Here is a 23,740-nt window from a genome sequence, read left to right on the forward strand (position 1 = left end):
CCCCCTCCTTTCTTAGTCTAATACGGCTCCGGTCTTCTTATTAACTCTGACCTTTACGCCGTCCTTGAATGCATAGCCGACCTTAACAGCCTGCTTGCTCTTTTCGTCATAATACATTACATCGGAAACATCGATAGGACCTTCGACGTGCTTGATCTGAGCAGCTTCTGTTCTGGTCTGCTTCTGATGCTTGGCCTGAACGTTAACGCCCTTAACGACCACTCTGTGCTCCTTAGGCATAGCCTTCAGGACTTTTCCGGTCTTGCCCTTGTCTTTTCCGGTAATAACGATTACCATATCATCTTTTTTAATACGCATTCGTTACTCCCTCCTACAGTACTTCCGGAGCAAGTGACACGATCTTCATGAAGCCAGCGTCTCTCAGCTCTCTGGCAACAGGTCCGAAAATACGTGTTCCTACCGGAGTCTTATCTTCTTTACTCTTGATGATAACCGCAGCGTTCTGATCGAAACGAACGTAGCTTCCGTCAGCTCTTCTTGTTCCCTTCTTGGATCTTACGACAACGGCTCTTACAACGTCGCCCTTCTTGACAACGCCGCCTGGTGTAGCTTCCTTAACTGCGCAAACAATGATGTCTCCAATGTTCGCATACTGACGGCTCGTTCCGCCCAGAATGCGGATGCAGAGGAGTTCTTTTGCACCTGAGTTGTCCGCGACTTTCAGTCTTGTTTCTGTCTGAATCATGCTCTGGCGCCTCCTTATTTAGCCTTCTCAACGATCTCGACCAGTCTCCATCTCTTGTCCTTGGACAGCGGTCTGGTCTCCATGATTCTAATACGATCGCCTACTCTGCACTCGTTATTCTCATCGTGAGCCTTTACCTTCTTCGTCCTCTTTACAGACTTTCCGTAAAGGGAATGTCTAACGAAGTCTTCGAATGCAACGACAACAGTCTTGTCCATCTTGTCACTGACAACGACGCCGACTTTTGTTTTTCTGCTGTTTCTTTCGTCTGCCATTTTACATCCTCCTTCCGGTTAAGCCTGGACCTGATCCAGCTCTTTCTCTCTGATAATTGTCTTTACTCTGGCGATGTTTCTCTTGACTTCTCTCATCTGAACAGGATTGTCAAGCTGACCAGTTACATGCTGGAATCTGAGGTTGAACAGCTCTTTCTGCATTTTTTCGAGTTCTGCACTCAGCTCAGCATCTGTCATCTCTCTAATCTTATTTAAATCCATTATGCTTCACCGCCTTCTGCCTTTTCCGGCTCCTTCTTTACGAACTCGGACTTGATCGGCAGCTTGTGACCAGCCAGTCTCATAGCCTCTCTTGCCTGTTCCTCAGTAACTCCGCCGATCTCGAACATAACTCTGCCCGGCTTAACAACTGCTACCCAGTACTCCGGGGATCCTTTTCCGGAACCCATACGTACTTCAGCCGGCTTCTTTGTTACAGACTTATGTGGGAAGATCTTAATATATACCTTACCACCACGTTTTGTGTATCTGGTCATTGCGATTCTGGCAGCCTCGATCTGGTTGGATGTGATCCATCCGCACTCATCTGCCATCAGACCATAATCACCATATGTTACGGTATTGCCCTTGGTGGCCTTACCCTTCATTCTTCCTCTCTGAACTCTTCTATGCTTAACGCGCTTAGGCATCAACATGGCGATGTTCCTCCTTTCAACTTATATTATTCGTTTGTCTCCTGTGTTTCTGCCGGAGCAGCTTCTGCCTGCTCTGCCTTAGGAGCTGCCTTAGGAGTCTTTCTCTTTCTCGGGTTGACAGCCTTTGCAGCTCTGTGATCGTCTCTGCGGTCGAATCTTCTTCTGCCGCGGCGGTCATCTCTTCTGCCTCTTCTGTCGCGTCTGCCGCCTTCGCGCTTGTCCTCGCGAATTGTGCTCTGCAGACCACCGTCGAGAATCTCACCATGATTGATCCAAACTTTAACGCCGATTCTTCCGTAAGTAGTATCAGCTTCTGCGAATCCATAGTCGATGTCCGCTCTCAGTGTATGCAGAGGAACATTTCCTTCGCTGTACTGCTCCTTACGTGCAATTTCAGCTCCGCCAAGTCTTCCGGAGCAGAGAATCTTGATTCCCTTGGCACCGGACTTCATTGTTCTTCCGATCGCCTGCTTCATCGCTCTTCTGAAGGAGATTCTGTGCTCCAGAGCTTCTGCAACGCTCTCAGCTGTCAGCTGAGCATCCATCTCGCTTCTTCTTACTTCCTCGATGGAGATGCTGATCTTCTTATCTGTCATCTTTTCGAGGTCAGCCTTCAGCTGATCGATACCAGCTCCGGATCTTCCGATGACCATTCCCGGACGAGCTGTGGAGATGACGATACGCATTTTATTATCTCCGGATCTCTCGATAATGATGTGAGAAACACCGGCACTGTAAAGCTTTTTCTTAATGTAGGTTCTGATGTTGTGATCCTCTGCGAGGTAATCAGCGAACTGATCCTTTCCAGCATACCACTTGGAATCCCAGTCCTTGATAACGCCTACTCTTAACCCATGCGGGTTTACCTTCTGACCCATTCAATGAACCTCCTGACTTAATCTCTCTCCTTAAGAGTAACCGTTACATTGCTGGATCTCTTAAGGATTACTGATGCTCTGCCTTGGGAACCTGCTCTCCATCTCTTCATGGTCGGTCCCTGGTTTGCACTGATCTCTGCTACATATAAATTATCCGGATTCATGTCAAAATTGTTTTCAGCGTTAGCTGCTGCAGATTCAACAACTTTCTCTACAATTTCAGAACCTTTTCCTGGCGTGAATCTGAGAATATTCAGTGCCTCGTTCAAGTCTTTTCCTCTTACCAGGTCGGTAACAGGCTTCAGCTTAATAGGAGACATTCTGACATATTTTGCAGTTGCTTTTGCTTCCATTTCCTATCTCCCTTTCTATTTAGCCTTTGTCGCCTTATCTGCTGCGTGACCTCTGAATGTTCTGGTAGGAGCGAACTCTCCGAGCTTATGTCCAACCATGTCTTCAGTAATATATACAGGCACATGCTTTCTGCCGTCATGAACAGCAATGGTATGTCCTACGAACTGCGGGAAAATCGTGGAGGATCTGGACCAGATCTTTACGACTTTCTTCTCGTTCGCTGCATTCATCTCTTCTACAGCCTTCAGCAGCTTAGGATCTACGAAAGGGCCCTTCTTAATCGATCTGCTCATTTATTCGTGCTCCTTCCTACTATTTATCATTTCTTCTCTTTACGATATATTTATTGGAGTCCTTGTTCTTCTTTCTGGTCTTATAACCAAGAGCAGGCTTACCCCAAGGAGTAACCGGGCTCTTACGGCCGATAGGAGCACGTCCTTCACCACCACCATGCGGATGGTCGTTCGGGTTCATGACAGAACCTCTTACTGTAGGTCTCCAACCCATGTGTCTTCTTCTTCCGGCTTTACCAATCTGAATGTTGGAATGCTCACCATTGCCGACTTCGCCGACAGTAGCTCTGCATACAGCCAGAACGTTTCTCAGCTCTCCGGAAGGCAGTCTCAGCAGTGCGTACTTTCCTTCCTTAGCCATCAGCTGTGCGCCGTTACCAGCGGATCTTACCAGCTGTCCGCCCTTTCCAGGCTTCATCTCGATGTTGTGTACCAGAGTACCAACCGGGATGTTTGCGAGCGGCAGGCAGTTTCCAACCTGAATATCGGAGTCCGGTCCGGAAACTACTGTTGCACCGACTTTCAGTCCTTCCGGTGCGAGGATGTATCTCTTTTCACCGTCTGCGTAGTTGATCAGAGCGATGTTAGCGGATCTGTTCGGATCATACTCAATCGTAGCAACTTTTCCAGGAATGTTGTCCTTGTTGCGCTTGAAGTCGATGATTCTGTACTTCGGTCTAACTCCGCCGCCTCTGTGACGAACGGTGATCTTGCCACGCGTATTGCGGCCTGCGTGCTTCTTCAGAGTAACCGTAAGGGATTTCTCCGGAGTGCTGGCAGTGATTTCCTCAAACGTGGAGACCGTCATTCCTCTGAGACCCGGGGTTGTTGGATTATACTTCTTGATTCCCATTGATTACAACCTCCTAAATATTACAGACTCGAGAAGAACTCGATCTCTTTACTGTCTTCCGTAAGAGTAACAATTGCCTTTTTATAAGCAGCTGTTCTTCCGACGGTTCTTCCCATTCTCTTTAACTTTCCGTTTACGTTCATGATGTTGACTCTTGCTACAGTGACATCGAAGATCTCTTCAACTGCGTTCTTTACAGCAGTCTTGTCAGCGTCTACAGCAACCTTGAACGTGTACTTTTTGTCTGCAGTCAGGTCCATGCTTTTTTCAGTGATGACCGGCTTCAGAATAACGTCGTAAGCGGATCTCATTATAAGTACACCTCCTCGATCTTCTTTACAGCTTCCTGTGTAACGATGAAGCTTGTGTAGTTTACAATCTCATAAACGTTCATGTTGGAAGCCAGGACAGTTCTTACTCCCGGGATGTTGGCAGCAGAACGAACTACGTTCTCATCCTTCTCTGCAGTAACGATCAGCGCCTTGTTTGCTGCGTTGATGTTCTTCAGTGTTGCTGCCATCTCCTTAGTCTTAGGAGCGTCCATCTTCAGCTCATCCAGTACGATGATCTCGCCGTCTGCTACCTTAGCGGACAGTGCGGAACGGAGAGCCAGTCTCTTGACTTTCTTCGGAACGGAATATCTGTAGTCTCTCGGCTTTGGAGCGAATACGATACCACCACCGATCTGTGACGGGTCTGTTGTGCTTCCCTGTCTGTGACGGCCTGTTCCCTTCTGTCTGAACGGCTTTCTTCCGCCTCCTCTGACTTCGGCTCTGGTCTTTGCGGACTGTGTGCCCTGTCTCTGGTTGGCAAGATAATTCTTTACAACTTCATGAACGGCATTCTCGTTTGGCTCGATGCCGAATAATTCATCATTCAACTCAATTGTTCCGGCTTCCTGTCCGGCCATGTTGAGCATCTTAACTGTTGCCATTGCGCGTCCTCCTTTCTCAGCTATTCCTATTTGTCATCCTGACCTTTAACGGCATATCTGATTTTCAGCAGACCGCCTCTGCCGCCCGGAACAGCGCCCTTGACAAGCATAAGATTTCTGTCAGTATCAATTTTTACCAGTTTAACATTCTGAACAGTGACTGTGTCGCGGCCCATTCTTCCCGGACCGTCGTTTCCAGGGAATACTCTGGAAGGATATGTCGCTGCTGCCAGGCCTCCGGCAAGTCTCTTGTGCTTGGAGCCGTGGCTCATCGGTCCTCTGCTGTGACCGTGTCTCTTGATGTTGCCCTGTGTTCCCTTACCCTTGGATACGCCGGTGATGTCCAGTTTCTTTCCTTCTTCGAAGTCAGCAACTGTAATCTCCTGTCCAAGTTCGTAAGTCTCTCCCTCGTCGTTTCTGAACTCTGCCAGATACTTCTTAGGAGCTGTCTCACTCTTGGCAAAGTGACCAGCCATCGGCTTGTTTACACGGTGTGCCTTCTGGTCTTCATATCCGACCTGAACGGCATTGTATCCGTCAGTTTCAACAGTCTTGATCTGTGTAACGACTTCAGGACCAGCCTGGATGACCGTTACCGGAATAACTTCACCGGTCTCGGCGAAAATCTGTGTCATTCCGACTTTCTTTCCAAGAATTGCTTTCATATATGTTCCTCCAATTCTTACAGCGGATGGAACCTTGCGGATCCATCATACTAAGTGCTCATAGCGGACCGAAGCTGCACCGGTCATTCTGAGCCTTCTTACAGCGGGAGACATCCGGGTCATGAACGCCTCCATACTAAGGGAGTGTCCCTTACAGCTTGATCTCAATGTCAACTCCAGCCGGCAGATCAAGCTTTGTCAGCGCGTCTGTTGTCTGCAGTGTGGCATTGGTTATGTCGATCAGTCTCTTGTGGGTTCTCTGCTCGAACTGCTCTCTGCTGTCCTTATACTTATGAACCGCACGAAGGATTGTTACGACCTCTTTCTCTGTCGGCAGCGGAATCGGTCCGGAAACCTCAGCTCCGGTCTTCTTTGCTGTCTCGACGATCTTGGCTGCGCTCTGATCCAGCAGTGCGTGATCATAAGCCTTCAGCCTGATTCTGATTTTCTGTAATTCGCTCATGTGTTCCTCCTGTTTCTTTTTTGGTACTGTTTTCGCTATTCTCGTACGAGGGGCTCCAACGCCTGCATTTCAACGTGCGTTCCGCTTGTATCCCTTGCACACGCTCATGTGCGTTTCCATGAAAAAACGCACAAAAGAAAAGCCGGCGAGCTCCTTCGCCCCTGTCCGGCAGGGACAATTCTCCGCGGAAATTACCTGATAGCTCAGCAACTTCCCGCATCTTCGCCTTATACAAGCTTTTCCAGTATAAACGATGTACATGATAAATGCAAGGGATTTTTGATCTTTTTTCGGGATTTTTTTCGATCGCCGCTTTGCCAATTCAAGTAATCATAACCATTTCAGCCGCCGTCTCTTTGACACGTATCCACGCGTACCTATTTTACTCTCTTTTTACGGCTGTTTTCATTGGAAATTGAGCATTTTCTGTCATTTTTCTGTTGTGTATACACAATTTCCTGCCCCCGCAGATTTTTCTCCTGTATTTCCTTTCTCATTGTACCGTTCAGAGATAAAATCCGGGTTAAATGCACGTAAAAACGGAGCCCCGCAGGGCTCCGCTTCTGTCTGGTTCTATTTCTTTATTCTGTGGAAACGTTTTCATAAACCACCCGGTACACCCACGGAACTCCGCCTGCCTGGCGGAACATCTCCCCAATTTCTGCATTTCCACGGCGGGCAGCATGGGTTTAATAGTTCTCCGGCTTTACCTGGAAGAATGCCTGCGGGTGCTTGCATACAGGGCATACCTTCGGTGCCTCTTCAGCAACAACCTGATATCCGCAGTTTCTGCACTGCCACAGAACCTTTTCCTTCTTCTCGAATACTTCGCCGTTCTTCACGTTCTCAGCCAGCTTGCGATATCTCTTCTCATGCTCAGCCTCTACAGAAGCAACGCCGTCGAATGCTGCAGCGATGTCATCGAATCCCTCAGCTCTCGCCTCTTCAGCCATCTTCTTATACATATCTGTCCACTCGTAGTTCTCACCGGCAGCAGCGTCCAGCAGATTCTCCTCTGTTGTGCCGATTCCCTGCGCAAGCTTGAACCAGAGCTTTGCATGCTCCTTCTCATTGTCGGACGTCTCCTGGAAGATTGCAGCGATCTGCTCGTATCCTTCCTTCTTCGCCTTGGAAGAGTAGTAACGATACTTATTTGTTGCCTGAGACTCGCCTGCGAATGCTGTCCACAGATTTTCCAGTGTTTTTGTTCCCTTAAGATCCTTCTTCATTTTCATTTCCTCCGTCAGTTCATTATTTTAGATTATAAAGTTTAAATGTGACAAAATTAATTCTGCAAGGATGCTCCCGCCGGACCTTCCGGCGGTTTTCCGCTGTACCGCGTATCAGTGCATCTGTTCATTACCAGAACCGCCGGCTTTCTTGCTCAGGCAGGCATTGCATGTTCCCTGCAGAAGCGTCTTTCCGATTCTCACGTTCTCGTCCTGAATACCGAACGTCTTCACAATCATCTTATGAAGCTCTTCAAACTGCTCCGGCTCCGCTTTCAGATCGATGATCCGTCCGCATTCCATGCACTCCATATGCCAGTGATCACTGGTATCGGCGTCATAATGCTCTACATTTCCCGGCGAGATGATCTTCTGTATCTCTCCGTTCTCCGCAAGAGCATTCAGATTCCTGTACACCGTCGCAATACCGATGGAAGGCATCTCTCGTTTCGCCTGTTCATAAACCCACTGGGCCGTCGGATGTGTCTTGGTACTTCTCAGCACATCCATAATCAGGCTCCGCTGTTTTGAATACCTCACTTATTATCTCCTTTCTGATAACGATTATCATTATAATAATCTTCCTCCGGTGTTTTGTCAATCGGTTTTCAGCAAATATTTATTTTTGTTTTTACTTTTAATTTCAAGAAATACAGGTATATAATATATATGCCGGACGGACAAAGCTCACCCGCCCAGGGGAAAGCCAGAAACCATCCGTTCCGGAAAGACAACTATCCGACTAACTTAAACTTAACCAATATACAACAGGAGGAAAACAAACATGGAACTTTTTAAATGTAACAGCTGTGGAACAATGGTATTTATGGCACACAAGGGACACTGCAATCCGTCCTGCTGCGGAAAGCCGATGGAACTGCTCGAGCCAAATACAGTAGATGCCGCTCAGGAAAAGCACGTTCCGGCAGTAACCGTTGACGGAGACCGCGTATGTGTCAAGGTCGGAAGCGTAGAGCATCCGATGACCGATGAACATTACATCCAGATGATCATGCTCGAGACAGACAAGGGAAGCCTGCAGGTAAGACACCTGACACCGTCCGACAAGCCGGAAGCAGAGTTCGTCGCTGCTCCGGGAGAGAAGCCGGCAGCGGTTTACGAGTACTGCACCCTGCACGGACTCTGGAAAACAGAACTTTAATCCACGCAGAGCCGGCGGCTCACTCCGGCATATAAACGTTTTTAACAAATCTTATCATCATACTTGCTCAGTCAAAAAGACCGCCCGCCGGGATTTCCCGGCAGACGGTCTTTTTTCTCTATTCATCAGCTGACAAATATACTGCCGCCGATAAACTCACGCAGAATAGAATTGTTGACAATCACGGAATCATCCGGAATCGTCTCAAAGAAATGCAGGAATTTCATCATCCTGCTCGCCTCCACATAGGACGGATCATCCAGCGGCACAGAACGCAGCAGCGGTTCCGCGTACTTCTTCAGCACGGCAATTTCATAAACCAGATAGGAATTAAACAGCACATCCGCTTCACTGCTGTACGGGAAGATATTCACATCCTCACCGGCACGGACTTTCGGCCACTCCTGAATGGTCTCCGACGCACTGTGCCCGCGGAACTGGTAATCTCTCACCAGTCTTCTGAGCAGACGCTCATCGGTAGTCGGCACACGGTTGTGCTCATCCACATTCAGCTGCGTCAGCGGGCTGATGTAGATCTTGAATTTCTCTTCATCCGGAATGCCTTCTGTCAGCTTTCCGTTCAGTCCGTGAATGCCTTCAATGACAACCGGCTGACCAGGGCGCAGAGAAGTGATATGTTTTCCGTATTCCTTATGACCCGTCAGGAAGTTAAATACAGGAAGATCAACTTCCTTTCCTTCCAGCAGATCATTCATATTCTGCGTAAACAGATCACGGTCGATCGCTCCGAATCCTTCATAATCCGGATCGCCGTTCTCATCCAGCGGCGTCTCGCCACGCTCTTTGAAATAATCATCCGTACTCAGACAGATCGCATCCAGGCCGTTGACCTTCAGCTGCACCTTCAGCCGTCTCGCAAAGGTCGTCTTTCCAGATGAAGAAGGACCCGCGATCAGGATAATCCGCTTTCTCAGCTGCCGGATCTGGTCGGCGATCTCCGCAATCTTCTTCTCCTGCAGCGCTTCTGCTACCTGGATCAGGTCATTGGCCTTCCCGTCCCGGATCTGTTCATTCAGATCAGCCACGTAATTAACATCCAGCAGACGATCCCAGCGCGTCTGCTCGCCAAAGGCCTGATACAGCTTCGGCTGGTTGCGGTACTCCGGAATCCGGTCAGGCTCATGGCTGTTCGGAAAACGGAGAAGAACTCCGTACCGGTATCCCCGCAGCTCAAAACATTTAATATATCCGGTGGAAGGAACCATAAGGCCGTAGGCAAACTGTGCATATCCATCCAGCGTATAGAGTTTCAGCCGGAAATCCCTGCTGAATTCATGCATCAGCCGGACAGTATTGTTCATATAGCCCTGCCGGCCGATGATCTCGCTGATTTCTTCACTTGTCTTGAATTCCTTCTTAAACGGAATATCCTGATCAATCAGTTCCTGCATCCGGCTGCGGATCTTATCCACCGTTTCTTCCGGCACCGGGCTGATTCCCTTCAGCTCAATATATAAGCCCTGATTCAGTGAGTTGGCGACTTCCACCTGAACACCGTCCAGAACTTCATTTGCAGCTGTAATAAAAATCATGGTCAGGCTGTCCTGGTAGACATAACAGGCAGCCTGGGTCCGCATATCCAGCAGTTCCACATCGCACTCATGCTCCAGCTGAAAGCGCAGTCCCTCATATTTACAGTCCACACGCGCTCCCAGCACCGTATACGGAAGCTGGTCTTTCATCTGCTTATATAATTCTTCTATGCTCATTCCGCGTTGAATATCAATTTTCTGATATTTCCCGTTTGGTTCTGTTTTTAATCTGATTCTCATTCTATTCTCACCTCTTGAAATCCGGCTATTGTCGGAAATGTCTCTCATTACGATTCAATGATACCACATCAGAGGGGAAATACAACGCAGACCGCAAAATATCGATCAATAAAATAATTATTTCATATTTTTATCACGTATCCATTTCCGTATGATCACCTGATCGTCTGACTCTGCAAAGCAGCAGCTTCCGGGCTGCTGGTCTGCTGCAGCATCCCGGGATTTTCCGGCAGAAGGGTATCCGGATTCTCTTCCGGTCCGCAATGCTCTTCCTGGGCAGGAGTATTCTGCGCAGCTGCCTGTTTCTGGTATTCTTCTCTCTGGACTTCTGCAGAAGCTGCATCATTCTGCACAGATTCAGGTCTGTAATGGTCTTCCTCTGGCAGGGAATTACGCATTTCCTCCTGCTTCCGGCAGCGCTCTGCAGCGTCAGATTCACGCATAGCTTCTTCATAGCGCTGATACAGATCCACCAGTGTCTGCATTTCTTCCTGATACAGAGTCGCCCCTCGTCCCATATGAGAATGATCCTGCGACCAGTCTCGGATATCAAATTTTGCCGGTTCCCGTCCGTTCCAGCAGACAATGTTCAGCTCCTTTTTCCATCCGTTGTTCTTTTCTGTGATGACGCCCAGTCTCTCTCTGATGTCGAAAGAAAAATCCGTCTTTTCATTATAATTTCTCATGTTCTCGGTTTATCCCCTTTCTCATTTTATTTTGTCGCAATTTACTAACGCCGAAATGATATGCCCATATCGTACCAATTCTGTTAAATACTGTCAATGGATTTATATGAAAAAGCGCAGCCGGGAAGGAGTCACTCTTTTCCCAAACTGCGCATCATAACGTCTATCGTCATTCGGCGATCAGTCAGCAGTTCCAACGACCTGCACGCACAAAATCTCTGGCGGATTGTTCAGCCGGAGGGGGAAGGAACTGTTGCCGAGCCCCCTGCTGATGTACATGGTGGATGTCCCAAAACGGTGGCAGCCGCTGGTAAGTGCCGGCAGGATTCCCTGGTCCGGCGCGAACAGTCCGCGTCCTCCCGGAAGGCAGAACTGCCCGCCGTGAGCGTGCCCGGAGAAGATCAGTTCTGGATGTCCGGCTGAATAATAGCGGAGATACTGCGGTTCGTGGGCCAGCAGAATTCTGAGGGCGCCGGCCTCTTCCCCGCGGTAGGCTTTCCGGTCGCCGAATGCCTCACGGATCTGGCGCACAACCTTCGGAATGGCAAAGCCGTGTTTTCTGGTGCGGTGCCCGCTCCCTGCGCGCTGCCTTCTGGCCTGAAACATCGTGTACTCGGAAAGTCCTGCGATATTCACCCTGATTCCGCCGAATTCCGCGATCTCATTCCGGTCCATCAGCACATGCACGCCGCGCTTCTCCAGCGATTTATACAGATCTGCTGCCTCATCACCCACGAGATCTGCTTCATGGTTTCCGTTCACGTAATACACCGGCGCCAGTTTCAAAAAGCCGTTCACAGCCCGCTCCGCCGCCAGAAAGTCCGTATGGCTCCGGTCCACCAGATCCCCCGTGATCACGATCATGTCCGGTCCGCATGCCGATACCGCGTCCAGAAGATCCTTCTGTTTCTCGCCGAAATACTCACTCTGCAGGTCAGAAACCTGCACAATGGTAAACATATCTCCGCACTTTCCGCGGCTCGTGTAATACGTATGTTTCGATGTCACAATCGTCTTATTGCATTTTTTTAGGATTCGATTCATCGTTTATTCTCCTACAGGTCCACTTCGAGCAGAATCGGCGCATGGTCCTGCCGCGCACCAGAATCCACCATTTCGGACTTCAGCAGCTTCTCCCGGATACGGTCACTGACCAGGAAATAGTCGATTCTCCAGCCGGAGTTGTTAATTTTACTGGTCCGTACGCGCTGCGCCCACCAGGAATAAGCTCCCTTCACCGGACCATGCAGGAAACGAAAGCTGTCGGTAAAGCCTTTCGCAAGCAGATTCGTGAAACCGGCCCGCTCTTCATCTGTGAAGCCTGCGGACATATGATTATTCTCTGGATGGGCAAGGTCGATCTCCTCATGGGCGACGTTGAAATCGCCGCAGGCGATGACCGGCTTCTCCTGATCCAGACGGCTTAGATAATCTGCGTAGCAGGCATCCCATTTCTGCCGGTCCGGCAGCCGCTGAAGCTCGCCGCCCGCATTCGGGGTATAGACGTTCACGAACCAGAAGCCGCCAAAGTCCAGTGTCAGCAGACGTCCTTCCTGGTCCATCGTATCCGGCGCACCGATTTCCGGCACAGTTCTCTCAGCATGGAGCCCCTCACGATAGAGAATCATCGTGCCGGCGTATCCTTTCCGGGCAGGCGGCTGGGAACTGACCCACTCAATCTGATAAGCCGGGAAATATTCTTCCAGGATTTCCAGGTGCTTCTTTGTCGGTCCCTTCACAGAGAGCTTGGTCTCCTGAATCGCAAAGACATCCGGCTTCTCACTGCTGATCGTCTGCAGTACATCCCGAGACAGAACGGCCCGCGCCGAGTCCGATGTCAGCGCAGCGTTCAGCGAATCTATATTCCATGATATGAATTTCAGCATATTACTGTTTCCTCCTTATGTCGTAATTCACAGGCATCATTCATTATACCCTTGAATGCAGTGAAGAGACTAGTCCTTCTAACGAAAATACTCCTCTTCAGACCATCCTGATCTAAAGAGGAGTATTTTTCAGCCATGCAAATATGAGACGCTGTCCGTCCCGTCCTGCCCTGTTTCCGGGGCATCTGAATAATGGAGCGGGTGAGGAGAATCGAACTCCCGACCCGAGCTTGGGAAGCTCGTATTTTGCCATTAAACTACACCCGCAGAAGCTGCTGACGGAGGAGCCTCCCGCTCTCCCGTCAACAGTATTCATTATACTATCAATTCATGACTGCATCAAGAAAATTATATGCACGCCGTAATTAACGCTGTGCATCCATGACAGCCTTTACCTTTGCCGGAATCATGCGGCACTGATCGATTGGAATGGCAGCCAGGGAAACACGCAGTCCGTCTCCGAACGGAATGATAAAGATGCCTTCCTTCTCCATTTCTCTTCCCAAGGACTTCGGGTCATCGCAAGGAATAACGGCAAAGAATCCGCCGTCGAACGGCATGATCGGAAGACCGGCTTCCTTTGCCGCTTCTTCAAACGCGCGGCCTCTTGCCAGCAGCATGTCGCGGATTTCCGCGCGCTCGGCAGTTACCTTGCCCAGGAGGTTTTTGTCCGCAAAAATTCTCTCGATGATGCTCTGGCCGACTCTCGGGCTGTTGGACCAGCTTGCTCTTGCGGAGAACTCGCAGACGCGTACGAACTCCTCTGCTTCTTCCTCTGTCTTGCTGAATCCAATCAGTGCTCCGCAGCGCATTCCGTAAAGGGTAAATGTCTTGGAAAGGCTGAATGCCAGCATTGGCTTGACGTTCTCCGGCAGCTCTTCCAGGAACGGCAGGAAGGAGCGCGCCTTGTCCTCGTCGCCGGCAAAATCAATGTATGCGGTGTCGACGAGCAGGGCAATCTTCTTCTCCTTCGGCTGTGAGGACAGAATACCAATTACCTCTTTCCACTCTTCATCGGTCATGCAGTATCCGGTCGGGTTCTGCGCCGGTGTGTTCAGGATCATCAGGAGGGAATCCTGCTTCTTCAGCAGTTCTTCAACGACAGCCTTGAAGTCTTCTGTGTTGAATTTTCCGGCCTTGTCGAAGAGGCGGAAGGTCGCGGTTCCTCTTCCGAGCTCATCGGCGATCTTTCCGTAAGGACCCCAGTGCCAGTCTGCAACCAGGATCTTGTCTCCGCGCTGTGTGTAGTTTCCGACTGCCAGACGGATGGAGCCTGTCCCTCCAGGGCTGGCAACGGCTCTGACGTAACCCTTCGGCTGGTAGTTCTTCAGTGCAGCCTGGATAACCGCCTTGCGGAATCCCGGTGTGCCGCCGATCGGTGCGTACGGTGCATATTCCTCAGGAGTCAGTTCATGGAATACCTTGTCTACGGAAGACAGTACGAGCAGCTCGCCCTGATCGTCCAGCAGCATGCCGACGGTTGCGTTGCAGACCTTATCCTTTCCTTTTTCCGCAATCATTGCGTTTGCTCTTCCGCTGACTGCGAAAATCGTATCCTCTGTTGGAATGGTTCTGCCATTCTCCTGTGCCAAGATATACTCTGACATGAAATGCCTCCTTTTGTGATGTCTGCAGTAGTAATTGTCCCGGGCCATACAGGCCCTGTTTGTTCCGATTATAACGCGGAGCCGCCTTCACTTTCAAGTGGGTCCAGGATTCTTACGCGAATGAAATGTATGTTTTTCCCCCGCGCGCTGAATTTATCTTCATACTCTGTCGTCACAATCTGGTCTTCTGGCAGGTCCTTATGAAGATCGTGGGACAAAAAGTCCACGCTCATCAAGGGATTAGCCTTGAATTGTTCTTCCGAATATGCGAATAAATCATCATTATCGGTTTTAAATTCTATAAAGCCGCCCGGTTTTACCACACTGGCAAACTCCCCGAGCATCCGCGGGCTGGTCAGGCGGCGTTTTTCATGACGCGGCTTCGGCCACGGGTCACTGAAATTCAGATACAGGCCGTCGATCTCACCTTTTTCGAAAAAATCCCTGGCATCGTGAACGTACTGCAGAATGAAGCGGACATTTTCACATTCTGCCGCTTTCGCTTTCCGCAGTGCGTAGAAACCGACACTTCCCTGACCCTCGATGGCCAGATACAGATTCTCCGGATGCAGGGCAGACAGTCTGGTAATGAACTGACCCTTCCCGCAGCCGACTTCCGCGTAGAGCGGGCGGGACTTCAGCTCTTCTCCGCTCAGCGGTTTTCTTTCCTTATGAAAGAGAGGCTCCCGGAATGCATCCCTCCAGCAGCCTTTCTGTTCCAGCGGATTGGAAATCAGCTGGCGTTCATATTCTTTCAGTCTCTCATCCAAGTTCTTGATATGTCTCTGTCTCATATTTCCTCTTAAATATCTGACGGAACCAGAATCCGCTCAACGATAACAACGGCCAGAAATGCAAGCAGCAGAATCATGCTGATGACATCCGCCTTGTGAAAGCGCATCTCGTGCAGGCGCGTTCTTCCTTTGCCGCCTCTGTAGCAGCGGGACTCCATGGCCATGGCCAGATCCTGCGCGATGCGGAATGCGCTGACGAACAGCGGAATCAGGATCGGCACCAGAGACTTGGCTCTGCGTACAATGTTTCCGGACTCAAAGTCAGCACCCCTCGCCTGCTGTGCCTTCATGATCTTATCGGTCTCATCCAGCAGGGTCGGGATAAATCTCAGCGCAATAGACATCATCATCGCAATGTCATGGGCCGGCAGTCCGATGCGTTCAAACGGGCTCAGCAGCCGTTCAATTCCGTCGGTCAGCCGGATCGGCGTCGTGGTCAGCGTCAGCAGAGACGAGCCGATAATCAGCAGAATCAGGCGGATTGCCATGAATACTGCGGTGATCACGCCTTCCATGGTGACTTTCAGCGGCCCGATCGTCCAGATCACCCGGCCGTCTACCATGAAGATGTTCAGCAGGAAGGTGAACAGGAGAATCAGAATGATCGGCTTCAGTCCGCGCATGATGAAGCCGAGCGGAACTCTGGATACGATGACACAGGCCGCCAGCACTCCCGCACAGATGGCAAATCCGATAAAATTGTTGACGATAAACAGCTCGACGATAAAGAGCAGCGTCGCGGTTATCTTTACTCTCGGATCCAGGCGGTGAATCGGCGACTGGACCGGATAATACTGTCCTAATGTAATATCTCTCAGCATTTTCTACTCTTTTCCTGTAAATACTCTGCGAGTTCATCGGCCGCGTCGTCCCTGGTCAGGGCATCCACCGGCACCTCGCAGCCCGCTGTCCTCAGCTGCAGCATCAGTCTGGCTGCAGACGGAAGATCCAGTCCGGCATCAGCAAGGCGGTCTCTCTGCCGGAAAATTTCCGACGGTGTTCCGGACATCATCAGCTGACCTCTGTCCATGACCAGAACCTTGTCACTCAGCGCGGCTACATCATCCATGTTATGCGAGACAAAAATAACGATATTTTCTTCTCTCTGATGGATTTTCTGGATCATCCGGATGATCTCTCTGTGTGCACCCGGGTCCAGGCCTGCTGTCGGCTCATCAAGAATGAGCACCTGCGGCCGCATGGCGATAATTCCGGCAATCGCAACTCTTCTTTTCTGTCCTCCGGAAAGCTCAAACGGTGAGCGTTCCCCGATTTCATCGACATTCAGACCTACCAGATCCAGTGCCTCTCTGACCCGCTCCTTAATCTCCGACTCGCTGAGTCCCAGATTTTTCGGGCCAAAGGCGACATCCGCAGATACCGTCTCTTCAAACAGCTGGTACTCCGGATACTGAAAAACCAGGCCGACTCTCTGACGGATTTCACGCATGGCTATGCCGGATTCTGTAATATCCGTATCCCCGACAATAATCGTGCCTTCTGTCGGTTTCAGCAGTCCGTTCAGATGCTGCACCAGTGTGGACTTTCCGGATCCGGTATGTCCGATCACTGCGGCAATCTGCCCATCGTAAACTTCAAAACTGACATTATCCAGCGCTTTCTGCTCGTCCGGCATTCCGGCGTTGTAAATATATGAAAGATTTCTTACTTGTATTGACATATGAATTCTACCAGTTTCTCTTGGGTAATGATGTCATGCGGAACGTCAATTCCGCGCTCTCTGAGTTTATGCGCCATATCAACGGCCAGCGGCACATCCAGACGGATGCGGCGCAGCGTCTTTTCATCCGTAAACACTTCTCCCGGACTTCCGTCCGCCAGGATCTTCCCGTCATCCATAATGACGATCCGGTCTGCCTGGGCGGCTTCATCCATGAAATGTGTGATGAGGATGACGGTTTTCCCCTCTTCATGCAGCCGGCGGATAATCGCCATGACTTCCTCCCGGCCCTGTGGATCAAGCATAGCCGTCGGCTCATCGAAAATGATGCATCTCGGCTGCATAGCCAGAACGCCGGCAATGGCCACTCTCTGTTTCTGCCCGCCGGACAGAAGATGCGGCGCCTTGGTTCTGAAGGAATACATATCCACCGACTTCAGCACCTGATCGACACGGCTTCTGATTTCCTCCGGCGGAACACCTAAGTTTTCCGGACCGAAGGCCACATCGTCTTCCACAATCGACGCAACCAGCTGATTATCCGGATTCTGGAAAACCATGCCGGCCGTCTGACGGATATCCCAGATGTGAGATTCATCTGCCGTATCCCATCCGTTGACCAGAATCTTTCCACTGGTCGGAAGCAGAAGACCGTTCAGGTTTTTTGCCAGAGTGGATTTTCCGGAACCGTTTCTGCCAATAATCGCAGTAAACGAACCCTCTTCGATATTCAGCGAAACATCCTTAATCGCATGGACAATTTCCCTGCCTTCTTCATTTTCCCTGACATAGTCAAAAGTCAGATGCTCAATCTGAATGATGTCTTTCATTCTGCCACCTCTCCGGAGCCTTTTTCTCTATTCTGTCTGCATGTCTGTTCACCGCCTGTTTTCTTTGAACAGACAGACTGCATATATTATACTGCGAATAGAGATACTGGACAACTGCGAAAAACGGGACTGCAGCCGCAGTCCCGTTCATTTTATGTCACTGTATCCTGTTCTATGCTGTTCCGTCAGCATTCCGGCAGCTTACAGCATACCACCTTTAACACTGGACAATCTGCTGCTAAAGGCTCGAGTCCTGCGTTCCGTCCGCAGCATCCTGCGGCGCTTCCTTCTGAATACCTTCCGCACCATTATTCTGCGGAGCAGACTGTACCTGTGTTTCCTGCTCTTTCGGTGTCTCAGACTCGTCCAGCTGCGCACCGTTTGTTGCCAGACGGTATTTAGGAGGCTGGTGAAGGATTTCCATGAACTGTTCGCCGGTAATGGTCTCCTTCTCATACAGATACTGAGCCAGTTCATCCAGTTTGGAACGATTATCTTTCAGCAGCTTAATCGCCTTTTCATGCTGCTGTCTGACCAGTTCTACAACCTTGGAGTCGATTTCCTTCTGCGTCTCCGGCGAGCACGTCAGCTCGGAATCGCCGCCCAGGTACTGGTTAGTCTGGTGCTCCATAGCGACCATGTCGAACTCGTCGCTCATTCCGTAACGGGTGATCATCGCCCGGGCGAGTTTGGTGGCCTGCTCGATATCATTGGATGCGCCGGTTGTAATCGAACCGAATACGGTCTCCTCGGCCGCACGGCCGCCAGTCAGCGTTGCAATGCGGTTCAGGAGTTCTTCCTTGGACAGGAGATTTTTTTGTCCCTCATCCACCTGCATGGTATATCCCAGAGCTCCGGATGTTCTCGGAACGATGGTGATCTTCTGCACCGGCTCAGAGTGATTCTGCAGCGCAGCAACCATGGCGTGGCCGATCTCGTGGTAAGCGACGATCTTCTTTTCTTCTGCAGAAAGGATCGCGTTCTTTCTCTGGTAGCCGGCGATGACAACCTCGATGCTCTCTTCCATATCTTCCTCATGGACGATGTTCCGGCCCATGCGGACAGCTCTCAGCGCAGCCTCATTGACGATGTTCGCCAGTTCTGCTCCGGATGCTCCGGAAGCCATTCTGGCAATCGTGTTGAAGTTGACATCCCTGCCCATGTTCACCTTGCGGGCATGGACTTTCAGGATTTCCTCACGGCCCTTCAGATCCGGCAGTTCAACCGGTACACGGCGGTCGAAACGGCCCGGACGCAGCAGTGCCGGGTCCAGAATTTCCGGACGGTTGGTGGCCGCCAGAATCATGACGCCACTGTTATTATCAAATCCGTCCATCTCGGTCAGCAGCTGGTTCAGGGTCTGCTCACGCTCATCATTGGTGGACAGCTGATTGTCACGCTTCTTTCCGATGGCATCGATCTCGTCGATGAATACGATGCACGGCGCCTTTTCTTTCGCCTGCTTGAACAGATCACGCACCTTGGACGCGCCCATGCCGACAAACATCTCTACGAACTCGGAACCGGAAATGGAGAAGAACGGTACATTCGCCTCACCGGCTACGGCCTTGGCAAGCATGGTTTTACCAGTTCCCGGAGGGCCTACCAGCAGAACGCCTTTCGGCATTGTCGCTCCGATTGCGGTGTATTTTTTTGGGTCATGCAGGTACTCTACGATTTCCTCCAGATTTTCCTTTGCCTCATCTTCACCTGCGACATCACTGAAGTGAATGCCCTCCGTCGATTGAACATATAGCTTGGCATTGCTCTTTCCCATGCCAAACATCATGGAATTGGCACCTCCGGCCTTTTCCACCATCTTCTTCGACAGCCAGTTTCCGATCCAGATAAACAGGATCAGCGGCACAACAAAGCCCAGAATACCGCTCAATATCGATGATGTGGTGCTGTTCTGCTGCAGATTGGATGTAAACTGTGCTCCGGACTTATACAGACGTTCGGTCAGATTCTCGTCCGGCATGCGGCCCGTTTTATACGTCACCGTATTTCCACTTCCATCCGATGCGCTGCTTTTCAGCGTAAACAGAATATCATTTTCCCTGACCTGGACGGTCGCGATCTTCTTCTGCTCTGTATACTTCATAAAGGTGCTGTAGTTCACCTTTTTCACCTGACTCTGCTGAAGCGACGGCATCAGCAGCCAGTTGAACAGAACGATGATGACCAGGATGATCAGATAGTATAAGATCATCGGCCGTCTCGGATTTTTTACCTCTTTCATCTCTTTTTTTCCTCTTTCTGCACAATAACGTATGCAATGTTACAGAGCAGCAGTAAATAAATACATTATGCTTACTCCTTTTACGTTCATGCAATTTATTTCTACACATTGTAACATATCCTAAAACTGGCCGTGTCCGAAAACTGTGTGAAGCTTTTGAGTCAGTTCTGCGTAGATGTGTCAGGAAGATATTCTGGATGCCTTTTCCCTCGCCGGCACATATCAGAATACACCATTCACAGCACCAGAACGCCGGATGTGAGCGTCGGGCGTACATATGGAAATCCTCTGTCGCTGGCGCCTTCCGCAGAGGCAATAGAAAAAGAGCCGCGCTCCCAGCATCTCTGCTGAAAGCACAGCTCTCATGATTTTCAATCTATGGTCGTCTCAGAGCCTCAATTACTCGATGATCTCTGTTACAACTCCGGATCCTACTGTTCTTCCGCCTTCACGAATAGCGAATCTCAGTCCTTCTTCCATCGCAACCGGTGTGATCAGGTCGATCTCCATTGTTACGTTGTCTCCCGGCATGCACATCTCTGTGCCTTCCGGCAGCTGCAGGTCTCCGGTTACGTCTGTTGTTCTGAAATAGAACTGCGGTCTGTATCCGTTGAAGAACGGTGTGTGACGTCCGCCCTCTTCCTTCTTCAGTACGTATACCTGGCCCTTGAACTTCGTATGCGGATGTACAGTTCCCGGTGCTGCCAGTACCTGTCCTCTTTCGATCTCGTCTCTCTGAATTCCTCTCAGCAGTGCTCCGATGTTGTCTCCGGTCTCTGCGTAGTCCAGTGTCTTTCTGAACATCTCTACTCCGGTTACTACCGTCTTCTGCTTCTCTTCCTTCAGTCCTACGATCTCGACTTCGTCTCCGACCTTGACCTCTCCTCTCTCTACTCGGCCTGTGGCTACTGTTCCACGTCCTGTGATGGAGAAGATGTCCTCGATTGGCATCAGGAACGGCTTGTCGTTATCTCTCTTTGGCTCCGGAATGTAAGAATCTACTGCTTCCATCAGCTCTACGATCTTGTCTCCCCACGGGCCTGCTGGATCTTCCAGTGCCTTCAGTGCGGATCCTCTGATGATCGGTGTGTCATCGCCTGGGAAGTCATACTCGCTCAGCAGCTCTCTTACTTCCATCTCTACCAGGTCAAGCAGCTCCTCGTCGTCTACCATGTCGCACTTGTTCAGGAATACGATGATGTACGGTACTCCTACCTGTCTTGCCAGCAGAATGTGCTCTCTGGTCTGCGGCATCGGTCCGTCTGTTGCTGCTACTACCAGGATTGCTCCGTCCATCTGAGCTGCTCCTGTGATCATGTTCTTTACATAGTCAGCATGTCCCGGGCAGTCTACATGTGCGTAGTGTCTGTTCGGTGTCTCATACTCTACGTGCGCGGAAGAAATTGTGATTCCTCTTTCTCTCTCTTCCGGTGCCTTGTCGATCTGGTTGAACGCAACGTCCTCGCCCAGTCCGTATCTCTGGTGCAGTACTGTTGTGATCGCAGCTGTCAGTGTTGTTTTGCCGTGGTCAACATGTCCGATTGTTCCGATGTTGATATGCGGCTTGGTTCTTTCATATTTCTGCTTTGCCATTTCTATATCCTCCTTACGGCCGCAGCACACACGCATGCATGCCGCGGCAAAAATACATCAGGCTAAACTATTTATTAATGACTTTCTCTGTCAGTGATGCAGGCAGCTTCTCAAAGTGGTCGAACTGCATTACATAAGTTCCACGGCCCTGAGTTCTGGAACGCAGGTCTGTCGCATATCCGAACATCTCAGACAGCGGTACCATCGCTCTGATCTCAACAGCGCCCTTATCCATCTCAGATCCCTCGATACGGCCTCTTCTTCCGGACAGGTCTCCGATAACGTCTCCCATGTATTCATCAGGAACCGTAACCTCAACCTTGAAGATAGGCTCGAGCAGAACAGGATCTGCCTTCTGTGCAGCCTCGCGGAATGCCATAGAAGCGGCAACCTTAAATGCCATCTCAGAGGAGTCGACCTCGTGATAAGATCCATCGTACAGATCTACGCCGACATCAACAACCGGATATCCGGCAACCGGTCCGTTCTGCATAGCTTCCTGAATACCTTCCTGAATCGCGTTGAAGTATTCCTTCGGAATAGCTCCTCCGACGATGGAGTTCTTAAATTCGTATCCTTCACCCGGCTCTCTCGGATAAACCTTGATCTTTACATGACCATACTGACCATGACCACCGGACTGCTTTGCATACTTGTGATCGACGTCGACCGGCTTTGTAATTGTCTCCTTGTAGGAAACCTGCGGCTTTCCGACATTCGCCTCAACCTTGAACTCACGCAGCAGACGGTCGATGATGATCTCCAGATGGAGTTCTCCCATTCCTGCGATGATGGTCTGACCAGTGTCCTCGTTCGTGTAAGTTCTGAACGTCGGGTCCTCTTCTGCCAGCTTTGCCAGCGCGATACCCATCTTTTCCTGACCAGCCTTTGTTCTCGGCTCGATCGCAACCTCGATAACCGGATCCGGGAATTCCATGGACTCGAGCAGAATCTCATGACCCTCGTCACACAGTGTATCACCTGTTGTTGTATTCTTAAGACCTACAGCTGCAGCGATATCTCCGGCGTAAACTTTATCGATTTCCTTACGCTTGTTCGCATGCATCTGAAGGATTCTTCCGATTCTTTCCTTCTGTCCCTTGTTAGCGTTGTAAACATAGGAACCAGATTCCAGAGTACCGGAGTAAACTCTGAAGAATGCCAGCTTACCAACATATGGGTCCGTCATGATCTTGAATGCCAGAGCAGCGAACGGAGCCTTGTCATCAGACGGTCTCTCTTCCTCTTCCTCTGTATCCGGGTTTACACCCTTGATCGGCGGTACATCCAGTGGAGACGGCATGTAATCAATGATGCCGTCCAGCAGCGGCTGAACACCCTTATTCTTATAAGCGGAACCGCACATTACAGGAACCATCTCGTTAGCAATAGTCTGCTTTCTGATTGTGTCCTTGATCTCCTTCTCTGTCAGCTCTTCGCCTTCCAGATACTTCATCATGAGGTCCTCGTCACACTCAGCGACCTGCTCGAGCATCTTGTCGTGCCATTCCTTAGCCTCGTCCATCATATCGTCCGGGATTTTCTCCTCGTCGATCTTGGTACCAAGCTTATCCTCATAAATTTCAGCCTTCATGGTAATCAGGTCGATGATTCCACGGAAGCTGTCCTCAGCGCCGATCGGCAGCTGTACAGCTACCGGGTTAGCCTGAAGTCTTTCCTTGATCTGATCGATGACGCGGTAGAAGTCCGCACCCAGAACGTCCATCTTATTAACGAAGACCATTCTCGGTACATTGTACTTCTCAGCCTGTCTCCATACAGTCTCAGACTGCGGCTCAACTCCGCCCTTGGCAGCCAGAACCGTAACAGCTCCATCCAGTACACGCAGGGAACGCTCAACCTCTACAGTAAAGTCTACGTGTCCCGGCGTATCGATGATGTTGATACGGTTGCCCTTCCAATGAGCAGTAGTCGCCGCAGAAGTGATTGTGATTCCACGCTCACGCTCTTCTTCCATCCAGTCCATCTGAGAAGCTCCATCGTGAGTTTCTCCGATCTTATGAGTTTTACCAGTATAGAAGAGGATACGCTCTGTGACAGTAGTCTTTCCGGCATCGATATGAGCCATGATTCCAATGTTTCTGGTTTTCTCTAACGGAAATTCTCTACCAGCCATTTTTCCTCCATTCTGCGTTTCCC

Annotated in this window: 28 protein-coding genes and 1 tRNA gene; 1 reads left to right on the forward strand and 28 read right to left on the reverse strand. The window is 50.3% G+C overall.

Annotated elements, in window-relative coordinates; translation table 11 throughout:
* Positions 1-12 precede the first annotated feature (12 nt).
* From rplX to ACI77B_RS02405, 15 genes are all read right to left on the reverse strand, one after another.
* Positions 13-318, reverse strand: coding sequence for a 50S ribosomal protein L24 (gene rplX / locus ACI77B_RS02335; protein WP_409337193.1), 306 nt, complete (start codon positions 316-318; stop codon positions 13-15).
* 13 nt (positions 319-331) lie between these two features.
* A complete protein-coding gene (rplN, locus tag ACI77B_RS02340) occupies positions 332-706 on the reverse strand; it encodes a 50S ribosomal protein L14 (RefSeq protein WP_178263644.1) in 375 nt (124 codons plus the stop codon).
* Positions 707-720: 14 nt separating this feature from the next.
* Complete coding sequence (gene rpsQ / locus ACI77B_RS02345; RefSeq protein ID WP_178263643.1) at positions 721-981, reverse strand: 30S ribosomal protein S17; 261 nt, start codon at positions 979-981, stop codon at positions 721-723.
* Positions 982-999: 18 nt separating this feature from the next.
* The gene (gene rpmC / locus ACI77B_RS02350) at positions 1,000-1,203 is read right to left on the reverse strand and encodes a 50S ribosomal protein L29 (protein ID WP_178263642.1); all 204 of its coding nucleotides are present in this window, start codon (positions 1,201-1,203) and stop codon (positions 1,000-1,002) included.
* Positions 1,203-1,637 carry a 50S ribosomal protein L16 gene (rplP, locus tag ACI77B_RS02355; protein ID WP_409337194.1) on the reverse strand — a complete coding sequence of 145 codons (435 nt, stop codon included), beginning with the start codon at positions 1,635-1,637 and terminating at the stop codon, positions 1,203-1,205. Before rplP ends, rpmC begins: the two co-directional genes overlap by 1 nt.
* 26 nt (positions 1,638-1,663) lie before the next feature.
* Entirely contained in the window at positions 1,664-2,515 is an 852-nt protein-coding gene (rpsC, locus tag ACI77B_RS02360) for a 30S ribosomal protein S3 (protein ID WP_409337195.1), read from the reverse strand.
* A 17-nt stretch (positions 2,516-2,532) separates the two neighbouring features.
* On the reverse strand, positions 2,533-2,868 hold the full coding sequence (gene rplV / locus ACI77B_RS02365; RefSeq protein WP_409337196.1) for a 50S ribosomal protein L22: 336 nt from the start codon (positions 2,866-2,868) through the stop codon (positions 2,533-2,535).
* A 15-nt stretch (positions 2,869-2,883) separates the two neighbouring features.
* The gene (rpsS, locus tag ACI77B_RS02370; protein ID WP_409337197.1) at positions 2,884-3,162 is read right to left on the reverse strand and encodes a 30S ribosomal protein S19; all 279 of its coding nucleotides are present in this window, start codon (positions 3,160-3,162) and stop codon (positions 2,884-2,886) included.
* Between the two features lie 19 nt (positions 3,163-3,181).
* Positions 3,182-4,015, reverse strand: a complete 834-nt coding sequence (rplB, locus tag ACI77B_RS02375; RefSeq protein ID WP_409337198.1) for a 50S ribosomal protein L2 — start codon at positions 4,013-4,015, stop codon at positions 3,182-3,184.
* Between the two features lie 20 nt (positions 4,016-4,035).
* On the reverse strand, positions 4,036-4,326 hold the full coding sequence (gene rplW, locus ACI77B_RS02380; RefSeq protein ID WP_178263636.1) for a 50S ribosomal protein L23: 291 nt from the start codon (positions 4,324-4,326) through the stop codon (positions 4,036-4,038).
* A complete protein-coding gene (gene rplD / locus ACI77B_RS02385; RefSeq protein ID WP_409337199.1) occupies positions 4,326-4,949 on the reverse strand; it encodes a 50S ribosomal protein L4 in 624 nt (207 codons plus the stop codon). The genes rplW and rplD overlap by 1 nt, the downstream gene beginning before the upstream one ends.
* A gap of 26 nt (positions 4,950-4,975) precedes the next feature.
* Entirely contained in the window at positions 4,976-5,614 is a 639-nt protein-coding gene (rplC, locus tag ACI77B_RS02390; RefSeq protein WP_409337200.1) for a 50S ribosomal protein L3, read from the reverse strand.
* Positions 5,615-5,765: 151 nt separating this feature from the next.
* Positions 5,766-6,077: a 30S ribosomal protein S10 gene (gene rpsJ, locus ACI77B_RS02395; RefSeq protein WP_409337201.1), complete on the reverse strand. Its 312-nt coding sequence runs from the start codon at positions 6,075-6,077 to the stop codon at positions 5,766-5,768.
* Between the two features lie 689 nt (positions 6,078-6,766).
* Entirely contained in the window at positions 6,767-7,306 is a 540-nt protein-coding gene (gene rbr / locus ACI77B_RS02400) for a rubrerythrin (RefSeq protein ID WP_409337202.1), read from the reverse strand.
* A 114-nt stretch (positions 7,307-7,420) separates the two neighbouring features.
* Entirely contained in the window at positions 7,421-7,846 is a 426-nt protein-coding gene (locus ACI77B_RS02405) for a Fur family transcriptional regulator (RefSeq protein WP_409337203.1), read from the reverse strand.
* 244 nt (positions 7,847-8,090) lie between these two features.
* On the opposite strand from ACI77B_RS02405, the gene ACI77B_RS02410 reads away from it, so the two are divergent.
* A complete protein-coding gene (locus ACI77B_RS02410) occupies positions 8,091-8,468 on the forward strand; it encodes a desulfoferrodoxin family protein (RefSeq protein WP_409337204.1) in 378 nt (125 codons plus the stop codon).
* A 125-nt stretch (positions 8,469-8,593) separates the two neighbouring features.
* Here the strand turns inward: ACI77B_RS02410 and ACI77B_RS02415 are convergent, their stop codons facing one another.
* The 13 genes from ACI77B_RS02415 to fusA all read right to left on the reverse strand — a co-directional run bounded on the left by ACI77B_RS02415 (position 8,594) and on the right by fusA (position 23,717).
* Positions 8,594-10,261 carry a nucleoside kinase gene (locus ACI77B_RS02415; protein ID WP_409337205.1) on the reverse strand — a complete coding sequence of 556 codons (1,668 nt, stop codon included), beginning with the start codon at positions 10,259-10,261 and terminating at the stop codon, positions 8,594-8,596.
* Between the two features lie 155 nt (positions 10,262-10,416).
* A complete protein-coding gene (locus ACI77B_RS02420; protein WP_409337206.1) occupies positions 10,417-10,947 on the reverse strand; it encodes a YdbC family protein in 531 nt (176 codons plus the stop codon).
* 180 nt (positions 10,948-11,127) lie between these two features.
* Complete coding sequence (locus ACI77B_RS02425) at positions 11,128-11,991, reverse strand: metallophosphoesterase (RefSeq protein WP_409337207.1); 864 nt, start codon at positions 11,989-11,991, stop codon at positions 11,128-11,130.
* An 11-nt stretch (positions 11,992-12,002) separates the two neighbouring features.
* Positions 12,003-12,833 (reverse strand): exodeoxyribonuclease III, encoded by an 831-nt coding sequence (locus ACI77B_RS02430; RefSeq protein WP_409337208.1) that lies wholly within the window; start codon positions 12,831-12,833, stop codon positions 12,003-12,005.
* Between the two features lie 193 nt (positions 12,834-13,026).
* Positions 13,027-13,100 (reverse strand) — tRNA-Gly (locus ACI77B_RS02435).
* Positions 13,101-13,198: 98 nt separating this feature from the next.
* Complete coding sequence (locus tag ACI77B_RS02440) at positions 13,199-14,440, reverse strand: pyridoxal phosphate-dependent aminotransferase (protein WP_409337209.1); 1,242 nt, start codon at positions 14,438-14,440, stop codon at positions 13,199-13,201.
* Between the two features lie 68 nt (positions 14,441-14,508).
* Positions 14,509-15,234: a tRNA (guanosine(46)-N7)-methyltransferase TrmB gene (gene trmB / locus ACI77B_RS02445; protein WP_409337210.1), complete on the reverse strand. Its 726-nt coding sequence runs from the start codon at positions 15,232-15,234 to the stop codon at positions 14,509-14,511.
* Positions 15,235-15,242: 8 nt separating this feature from the next.
* Positions 15,243-16,055 carry an energy-coupling factor transporter transmembrane component T family protein gene (locus ACI77B_RS02450; RefSeq protein ID WP_409337211.1) on the reverse strand — a complete coding sequence of 271 codons (813 nt, stop codon included), beginning with the start codon at positions 16,053-16,055 and terminating at the stop codon, positions 15,243-15,245.
* Positions 16,049-16,915: an energy-coupling factor transporter ATPase gene (locus tag ACI77B_RS02455; protein WP_409337212.1), complete on the reverse strand. Its 867-nt coding sequence runs from the start codon at positions 16,913-16,915 to the stop codon at positions 16,049-16,051. The genes ACI77B_RS02450 and ACI77B_RS02455 overlap by 7 nt, the downstream gene beginning before the upstream one ends.
* The gene (locus ACI77B_RS02460) at positions 16,900-17,745 is read right to left on the reverse strand and encodes an energy-coupling factor transporter ATPase (RefSeq protein WP_409337213.1); all 846 of its coding nucleotides are present in this window, start codon (positions 17,743-17,745) and stop codon (positions 16,900-16,902) included. The genes ACI77B_RS02455 and ACI77B_RS02460 overlap by 16 nt, the downstream gene beginning before the upstream one ends.
* Positions 17,746-17,983: 238 nt before the next feature.
* On the reverse strand, positions 17,984-19,987 hold the full coding sequence (gene ftsH, locus ACI77B_RS02465) for an ATP-dependent zinc metalloprotease FtsH (protein WP_409337214.1): 2,004 nt from the start codon (positions 19,985-19,987) through the stop codon (positions 17,984-17,986).
* Between the two features lie 399 nt (positions 19,988-20,386).
* Positions 20,387-21,580: an elongation factor Tu gene (gene tuf / locus ACI77B_RS02470; protein WP_409337215.1), complete on the reverse strand. Its 1,194-nt coding sequence runs from the start codon at positions 21,578-21,580 to the stop codon at positions 20,387-20,389.
* 67 nt (positions 21,581-21,647) lie between these two features.
* Complete coding sequence (gene fusA, locus ACI77B_RS02475; RefSeq protein WP_409337216.1) at positions 21,648-23,717, reverse strand: elongation factor G; 2,070 nt, start codon at positions 23,715-23,717, stop codon at positions 21,648-21,650.
* Between the last annotated feature and the right edge of the window lie 23 nt (positions 23,718-23,740).

This window comes from Eubacterium sp. F2, from assembly GCF_046244355.1.
Lineage (GTDB): Bacteria > Bacillota > Clostridia > Peptostreptococcales > Anaerovoracaceae > Aminicella.

What these genes read in the sequence shown, in the direction of transcription:
- rbr (WP_409337202.1), bottom strand. Translation starts at nt 7,306, where the DNA reads ATGAAGAAGGATCTTAAGGGAACAAAAACACTGGAAAATCTGTGGACA.
- rplC (WP_409337200.1), bottom strand. Translation starts at nt 5,614, where the DNA reads ATGAAAGCAATTCTTGGAAAGAAAGTCGGAATGACACAGATTTTCGCC.
- ACI77B_RS02415 (WP_409337205.1), bottom strand. Translation starts at nt 10,261, where the DNA reads ATGAGAATCAGATTAAAAACAGAACCAAACGGGAAATATCAGAAAATT.
- ACI77B_RS02450 (WP_409337211.1), bottom strand. Translation starts at nt 16,055, where the DNA reads ATGCTGAGAGATATTACATTAGGACAGTATTATCCGGTCCAGTCGCCG.
- rplP (WP_409337194.1), bottom strand. Translation starts at nt 1,637, where the DNA reads ATGTTGATGCCTAAGCGCGTTAAGCATAGAAGAGTTCAGAGAGGAAGA.
- rpsC (WP_409337195.1), bottom strand. Translation starts at nt 2,515, where the DNA reads ATGGGTCAGAAGGTAAACCCGCATGGGTTAAGAGTAGGCGTTATCAAG.
- rplX (WP_409337193.1), bottom strand. Translation starts at nt 318, where the DNA reads ATGCGTATTAAAAAAGATGATATGGTAATCGTTATTACCGGAAAAGAC.
- ACI77B_RS02425 (WP_409337207.1), bottom strand. Translation starts at nt 11,991, where the DNA reads ATGAATCGAATCCTAAAAAAATGCAATAAGACGATTGTGACATCGAAA.
- rpmC (WP_178263642.1), bottom strand. Translation starts at nt 1,203, where the DNA reads ATGGATTTAAATAAGATTAGAGAGATGACAGATGCTGAGCTGAGTGCA.
- tuf (WP_409337215.1), bottom strand. Translation starts at nt 21,580, where the DNA reads ATGGCAAAGCAGAAATATGAAAGAACCAAGCCGCATATCAACATCGGA.
- rplB (WP_409337198.1), bottom strand. Translation starts at nt 4,015, where the DNA reads ATGGGAATCAAGAAGTATAATCCAACAACCCCGGGTCTCAGAGGAATG.
- ACI77B_RS02460 (WP_409337213.1), bottom strand. Translation starts at nt 17,745, where the DNA reads ATGAAAGACATCATTCAGATTGAGCATCTGACTTTTGACTATGTCAGG.
- ACI77B_RS02420 (WP_409337206.1), bottom strand. Translation starts at nt 10,947, where the DNA reads ATGAGAAATTATAATGAAAAGACGGATTTTTCTTTCGACATCAGAGAG.
- rpsQ (WP_178263643.1), bottom strand. Translation starts at nt 981, where the DNA reads ATGGCAGACGAAAGAAACAGCAGAAAAACAAAAGTCGGCGTCGTTGTC.
- ftsH (WP_409337214.1), bottom strand. Translation starts at nt 19,987, where the DNA reads ATGAAAGAGGTAAAAAATCCGAGACGGCCGATGATCTTATACTATCTG.
- ACI77B_RS02455 (WP_409337212.1), bottom strand. Translation starts at nt 16,915, where the DNA reads ATGTCAATACAAGTAAGAAATCTTTCATATATTTACAACGCCGGAATG.
- rplW (WP_178263636.1), bottom strand. Translation starts at nt 4,326, where the DNA reads ATGAGATCCGCTTACGACGTTATTCTGAAGCCGGTCATCACTGAAAAA.
- ACI77B_RS02440 (WP_409337209.1), bottom strand. Translation starts at nt 14,440, where the DNA reads ATGTCAGAGTATATCTTGGCACAGGAGAATGGCAGAACCATTCCAACA.
- rplV (WP_409337196.1), bottom strand. Translation starts at nt 2,868, where the DNA reads ATGGAAGCAAAAGCAACTGCAAAATATGTCAGAATGTCTCCTATTAAG.
- rpsJ (WP_409337201.1), bottom strand. Translation starts at nt 6,077, where the DNA reads ATGAGCGAATTACAGAAAATCAGAATCAGGCTGAAGGCTTATGATCAC.
- rpsS (WP_409337197.1), bottom strand. Translation starts at nt 3,162, where the DNA reads ATGAGCAGATCGATTAAGAAGGGCCCTTTCGTAGATCCTAAGCTGCTG.
- fusA (WP_409337216.1), bottom strand. Translation starts at nt 23,717, where the DNA reads ATGGCTGGTAGAGAATTTCCGTTAGAGAAAACCAGAAACATTGGAATC.
- rplD (WP_409337199.1), bottom strand. Translation starts at nt 4,949, where the DNA reads ATGGCAACAGTTAAGATGCTCAACATGGCCGGACAGGAAGCCGGAACA.
- rplN (WP_178263644.1), bottom strand. Translation starts at nt 706, where the DNA reads ATGATTCAGACAGAAACAAGACTGAAAGTCGCGGACAACTCAGGTGCA.
- trmB (WP_409337210.1), bottom strand. Translation starts at nt 15,234, where the DNA reads ATGAGACAGAGACATATCAAGAACTTGGATGAGAGACTGAAAGAATAT.
- ACI77B_RS02410 (WP_409337204.1), top strand. Translation starts at nt 8,091, where the DNA reads ATGGAACTTTTTAAATGTAACAGCTGTGGAACAATGGTATTTATGGCA.
- ACI77B_RS02430 (WP_409337208.1), bottom strand. Translation starts at nt 12,833, where the DNA reads ATGCTGAAATTCATATCATGGAATATAGATTCGCTGAACGCTGCGCTG.